This window comes from Williamsia sp., assembly GCF_036566845.1.
In the GTDB taxonomy this organism is placed as follows: domain Bacteria; phylum Actinomycetota; class Actinomycetes; order Mycobacteriales; family Mycobacteriaceae; genus Williamsia.
In genome coordinates this window covers 1-5417 of record NZ_DATCVM010000251.1, presented here as the reverse complement: position 1 = coordinate 5417, position 5417 = coordinate 1, and the positions used below count along the sequence as shown (strand labels likewise).

The window sequence follows — 5417 nt, the reverse complement described above, 5'->3', positions numbered from 1 at the left end:
GGACGTCGTGAACGGCGAAAATCGGGAGTGGAATGAAGATCGGCTACGCGCGTGTGAGTACGGCGGCACAGGATTCGTCGATTCAGGTCGATCTTCTCGTCAAGGAGGGAGTCGATCGCGACGGTGTTTATGTCGATCACGGAATCAGCGGCCGGCAGACTCGGCGGCCCGGGCTCGACAATGCGATCAACGCCGCCCGCGAAGGTGACGTCTTCTGCGTGACGAAACTTGATCGGCTCTCTCGGTCAGCGGGGGATCTTCACGAAACGGTCAAGCGACTCGCCGCCAAAGGAGTGGCCTTGTCGATCGACGGGAAGATTTACGACCCGACCGATCCGATGGGCAAGATGTTCATCGGTGTTCTCGGGCTGATGGCCGAATTCGAGTCGGACCTGATCCGGAGTCGAACCAGGGACGCTGTGGCGGCGGCCGCGGCGGCGGCGGCGGGCAAGATGAAGGGCCGTCAGCACAAGCTCACACCGGAAGAGCGTGCGTACCTGTTGCAAACGTACGAGACCGGGCAGTTCAAGATCGAAACACTGTGCAGGAACACAGGTTTGAAGCGGTCGGCACTGTACGCAAACATTGAATTGGCCCGTACAGAGCGGGACACTGAAAGGCTCCCGGCACTCTGAGCTCGCCCGTCAGTCGATCCGTCACATCCACGGCCCGACGGTGTTGATCGAGAACTCCGTGCCAAATAATTCCGTGAAAAACGTGCCAAATAATTCCGAGAGTCACATGACCAGTCGGAGACGTTTCGTGTCCGATAAACGATCGAATGTCGGACTACGTTCAACCTGCCCGATTTCCACAATATGAGTAATGTTACCAAAGGCCATTTTCCGTCTTGTTTCGTGAAGTCGGACAACACCACACTGAAGTGAGAACCTTCATGAGAAGCGACCCAATTCCAATTCGACACCGCTCACCCGTTTTGCTCAACCAATCGCAAAAGAACGCAATGTTGCGGTTTGCGATACATTGGTTACCTTTCGGAGGCGGCTCTGACACAGATATCTTCATAGAGTTTGGGATTCCGGCTTCCGAATTTTATCGACGCCTAGCTGTAATTCTGAAACGGCAGTCTGCGGGTGACCTGAGCCGCGCGGACTACCGCCAGCTCTCCAGAATCTGTACCGCGCGTTCGCGGTGACGTTGAAAGTTCGCCGCGAACAGATTTTGGCTTCATCGACGTTCGGGCCCGATCAAACAAATGGCACGGGTAGACGCGCACTTCCCAAACTCGGTCCACTCGGCAGAGGTTGGCGTGTTCTTCGCGTCAGCGAATAGAGGATCCGATTTCGAGACAGCCGTCGACGTCAAGAACGACACCGCTGACGTAGCCGGCGCGCGGTGCTCTCAATAACTCGTCGACACTGTTCGCATTGCAGAAGCGGCGCACCGTTTCCTGGGCCAGTCCGATTTGCCGTGAAATTGTTCTAATTCATATGCCTTCGTCCTTGAGGGTCGTGCTCGCCTCGAATCGGTGTTCGTACGAACGGCGCGTATCGAACGCTCATGACGGGTCTCGGGCCAGGAGCAACGCGTGGAACTTCCGACACGTATGCCCAAGGCAGATGCCAATCTCGATCCTGCTCGTCCGGCTAACGCCAGTGCGATCTTCTCAATGATTTCGCGTAGCAGCGGCGTGCGTTCGCTCGTATCGGCTGGCCGGGCCGTCGAAACTGCTCGACGAAGGTCGAGCTGCTTCAGTCGATGTTGGTGCAGGTGAAACGTCGTACTTGCAGGCCCTGTGGACCCGGCTCTCGTCATTCCCCCACTGCCTCGACGTATCCGGGCCGCGCGCCGCAATCCCGGGGCCAGAAGTAAGCCCGATGATCGGGCCGCTACGCGATAGTTGGCGAATCCGCGGCTAGCCGGCTGCACCCAATCAATGAGCTTTCTGGCGTGTTCGGGCGACGGCTAGTGCTGCGATCGGCACGGCACCGAGCAGCGTGACGCCGGCGGCGGTGAGCACTGCATTGGTCCAGCCATCAGCGATGTCGGCTCCGGTATTGGCCGCGATCACAGCGAACAACGTGATTCCGCATGCGGCACCGAGGTAGCGGGCAGTGTTGTTGGCTCCGCTGGCCATGGCCGCATGGTCAGGTGGGACGCTGGCGACCGCTTCACGGCCCAGGATCGCGTTGAGGAATCCGGTCGTGACCCCGGTCAACGCCATGGGCACAACGAGTCCCCACGTCGAATCGGCGTTGACGGCCGTGAGCATGCCTGCCGCCGTCAGCGCCAGCAGCACGGCGATAGGTAGCGGTCCCTGAAGCGGGAAGGGCAGCCAACGCACTGTCAAGGCGGCAACCATGCTCGTCACCGCCCAGACCAGGGGCGGCACGCTCGCCAGTCGCAACGAGTCCCCGAATCCGGACTGTGCCACGGTCGGCAGGAACGCCGCCATGCTGATCATCCCGACGCCGAGAGTGAGGGCGCCCAGTGTGGTGGCGAGAAAGTTCGGGTGGCGCAAGAGATCGGGATCGACCAAGGGGTGGCGCGCACGCCGCTCGATCATCCAGAGAGCGGCGAAAGAGCCCAACGCCAGCAGCACCAGCACGAGGGCGGTCAATCCCACTCCGTCCCGGACCTGTGTCAGTGTCGCCACCATCAGCACCATGCCGACGATCAGCAGGACCAGTCCTCCGACGTCGATTCGGCGCGGAGCGGCTGCCCGAGACTCCGGGATCCCGCGCAGCGTGGGAACGAGCAGGAGAGTTCCGGCGCACGCGACCGCAATGTAGTTTTCGCGCCAGCCTGTGCCGATGTCGAGGGCCATAGCGAGTAATGAGCCTCCTGCGACGCCGCCGCCGACACTGGCACCCCACACCGCGGTGGCATGAAGTCTCTCTCGCCCGGAAGTGTACGAGTGGGCGAGGATGGCCAACCCGCACGCGAGGACCGCCGCCCCGCCCGCCCCCTGCACAACGCGGGCGCCGATGAGCAACCACGGATCCCATGACAGCGCACAGGCCAGCGCCCCGGCTACAACGGCAAGCAAGCCGCCGATGTAGACCCGGCGACGCCCAGCACGGTCGCCGAGGAGTCCGCCGGCGAGGAGCGCGCCGGCGAGGCCGATACTCATGGCGCTGAGAATCCATGCGCCGGCGACTGACCCGGCGCCGAGGTCCGCGGATGTGGGGGCGAGTGTGGCCATCGGCGTCACGTAGGTTACGAGCACCAAAGCGGTGCCGGCAGCGATCGGAGTTAACGAACCGCGCACCGATTTTGGTTTGATTTTCAAACTCATGGCGGTAACGTATCACCCACGATGACAACAGTCCCATTGGAAGAACTTCCCGGCCGCCCGTGCCCGATAGCGGCGTCGCTCGAGCTGGTGGGCGAGCGCTGGGCCCTTCTCGTCGTGCGCGAGATCGCCATGGGCAGCACCCGCTTTTCCGACATCGTGCGTGGGACGGGCGCGCCGCGCGATCGGATCGCCGCACGGCTCAAGACACTCGAGGCCGCCGGTGTCGTCAGGTGCGAGCCAGGTACCGGGGCGCGGCACACTTACCGCTTGACCGAGTCGGGAGCCGAACTCGTCCCCGTCCTCAATGCCCTGCTTGCCTGGGGCGATCGTCATGCGGTCGCTGCTGACGACCCCAAGCGGGCCGCACGGTACCGAAAGCTCGTGAAACCTGAAATGACCGTCAAGGAGGACAAATGCCAGCCGAGTCTGTGACCTGGGGCGCCCAACGTCAACGAAACATCACCTGGCACGACCCCGCGCCATCGACCGCCGCAGGACTGGCACAACCGGGCCTGGACTACCTGACGGCGATGCTGAACGGAGAACTACCTCCTCCGCCGATCAACGGACTGACGAACATGGAACTCGTCGAGGTCGTTCCCGGCCGCGCCGTCTTCACCTGCGAGCCTGGCGAATGGGGCTACAACCCGATCGGCACCGTCCACGGCGGCATCGTGTGCACGCTACTGGACACTGTGTGCGGCTGCGCACTCCACAGCGTCCTCCCGGCGGGGCGTGGTTTCACCTCGGTGGAGATCAAAGTCAACTACCTCAGGCCCGTGCATGCTTCATCAGGGATGCTCACCGCCACCGGGACTTTGGTGAAGGCGGGATCACGGATGGGTTTCACCGAAGGCGTCGTCACCGACAGCCAAGGCAAGGTTGTCGCCACAGCCACCAGCACACTGCTGATCAGCGACCTCCCTCAGTGAGCCAACCCCTGCGCGCCGACGGATGGTCAATGCGGCAAGGACGGCCGCCATCTTGGCCCTGATCTCCTCCGCGATCTCGTCGACACTACGACCCTCCGCACCGATCGCTGCGACGGCTTCCTCGGCTTGGCCATCGAATCGCTCTATACCCGATCAAGGCCGCAAAGGCCGGTAGGCGCACAGTCATCGTCGCCGAAGTCGAGGTCGACGGGAACAGCGAAGCTGCGCTCAAGTAGCAAAACACAATCCACCCCAGCGAAAGGGTAGACCGGTGCCTGTATTCAATGCCCACATCCCTGCTGACCGATTCTCGCCTCAACAGAAGCAGGCTCTGGCCTCGGGACTGCCCGCGGCTCTTCACGAGGCTCTGGGGATCCCCCGCGAGGACCAGTTCGTCATCATCTCCGAGCAGCCGGCCGGGTCACTATTCGTCGACCCGTCGTATATGGGGATGAGCCGCAGTGAGAACGCAGTGATCATCACGGTTCTCTTCACCGCGGAACGACCGCTGTCCGATAAACGCGCAGTAGTCCGGGCGATGTGCGACAAGGCTGTCAGCGCGCTGGGCATCAGCGCCGATGACGTGTTCATCGCACTGGTGCCGGTGCCGAAGGAGAACTTCTCTTTCGGCCGCGGGGATCTTCAACTGGCCCAGAGCTGAGCTGGCAGTCCTGAACTACGAGCCGCCCGAACCGACTCGCCGAGCTGCCCGATCCCACACACTGCGACCACGCCGCCCACATGCCTAGTTCCTACGCGGTGGTCCACTCGGCTGGCGCGTTCGCGAGGCGTTCAATGGCCGACGGCGAGAGCCGCGGAAGTCGGCTGCGGTCAATGCGGCAGGAGAGCGGCCACCTGGCCCCTGATGTCCGCCTCGATCTCATCGACACCACGAGCCATATTGATCGTTGCCGCCATCGCAAGAAACATGATCGCCGAGACGACGTGCGCCAGCGTCACAGCATCGGCTTCACCGACCCGTCCGCCTCGGCGCAGCACGCCTGCGATGGCTTCCTCGGTCTGGCCGACGATGTTGAGCGCTTCCGCGTGGTGCGGTTCGTCGGGGTTACCGAAGACCATCTCTCGCAAGTAGGTGCGCCCGTTGTCGATCTGGGTGCGGTTGCATCGCACGATCGGTCGGACGATCGCCATCACCGCCTCGAGTACGTCGGGGATGTTTTCGGCATCTGTACGACCCCGCTCGAGTGCGCCGCTGTAGTTCGCGT

General features: G+C 62.7%; 6 protein-coding genes. 4 read left to right on the top strand and 2 right to left on the bottom strand.

The window, feature by feature from the left end:
- Positions 1–32: 32 nt before the first annotated feature.
- Positions 33–635 carry a recombinase family protein gene (locus VIQ49_RS24315; RefSeq protein ID WP_331889159.1) on the top strand — a complete coding sequence of 201 codons (603 nt, stop codon included), beginning with the start codon at positions 33–35 and terminating at the stop codon, positions 633–635.
- 1259 nt (positions 636–1894) lie between these two features.
- Here VIQ49_RS24315 and VIQ49_RS24310 read toward each other — a convergent pair.
- Entirely contained in the window at positions 1895–3259 is a 1365-nt protein-coding gene (locus tag VIQ49_RS24310) for an MFS transporter (protein WP_331889158.1), read from the bottom strand.
- A 21-nt stretch (positions 3260–3280) separates the two neighbouring features.
- Between VIQ49_RS24310 and VIQ49_RS24305 the strand changes: the two genes are divergently transcribed.
- The 3 genes from VIQ49_RS24305 to VIQ49_RS24295 all read left to right on the top strand — a co-directional run bounded on the left by VIQ49_RS24305 (position 3281) and on the right by VIQ49_RS24295 (position 4852).
- Positions 3281–3691 (top strand): helix-turn-helix domain-containing protein, encoded by a 411-nt coding sequence (locus VIQ49_RS24305; protein ID WP_331889157.1) that lies wholly within the window; start codon positions 3281–3283, stop codon positions 3689–3691.
- Complete coding sequence (locus VIQ49_RS24300; RefSeq protein ID WP_331889156.1) at positions 3673–4191, top strand: PaaI family thioesterase; 519 nt, start codon at positions 3673–3675, stop codon at positions 4189–4191. The genes VIQ49_RS24305 and VIQ49_RS24300 overlap by 19 nt, the downstream gene beginning before the upstream one ends.
- A 271-nt stretch (positions 4192–4462) precedes the next feature.
- On the top strand, positions 4463–4852 hold the full coding sequence (locus VIQ49_RS24295; RefSeq protein WP_331889155.1) for a tautomerase family protein: 390 nt from the start codon (positions 4463–4465) through the stop codon (positions 4850–4852).
- 170 nt (positions 4853–5022) lie between these two features.
- Here the strand turns inward: VIQ49_RS24295 and VIQ49_RS24290 are convergent.
- On the bottom strand, positions 5023–5417 hold a 395-nt coding region (locus VIQ49_RS24290), incomplete at its 5' end, for a TetR/AcrR family transcriptional regulator (protein ID WP_331889154.1).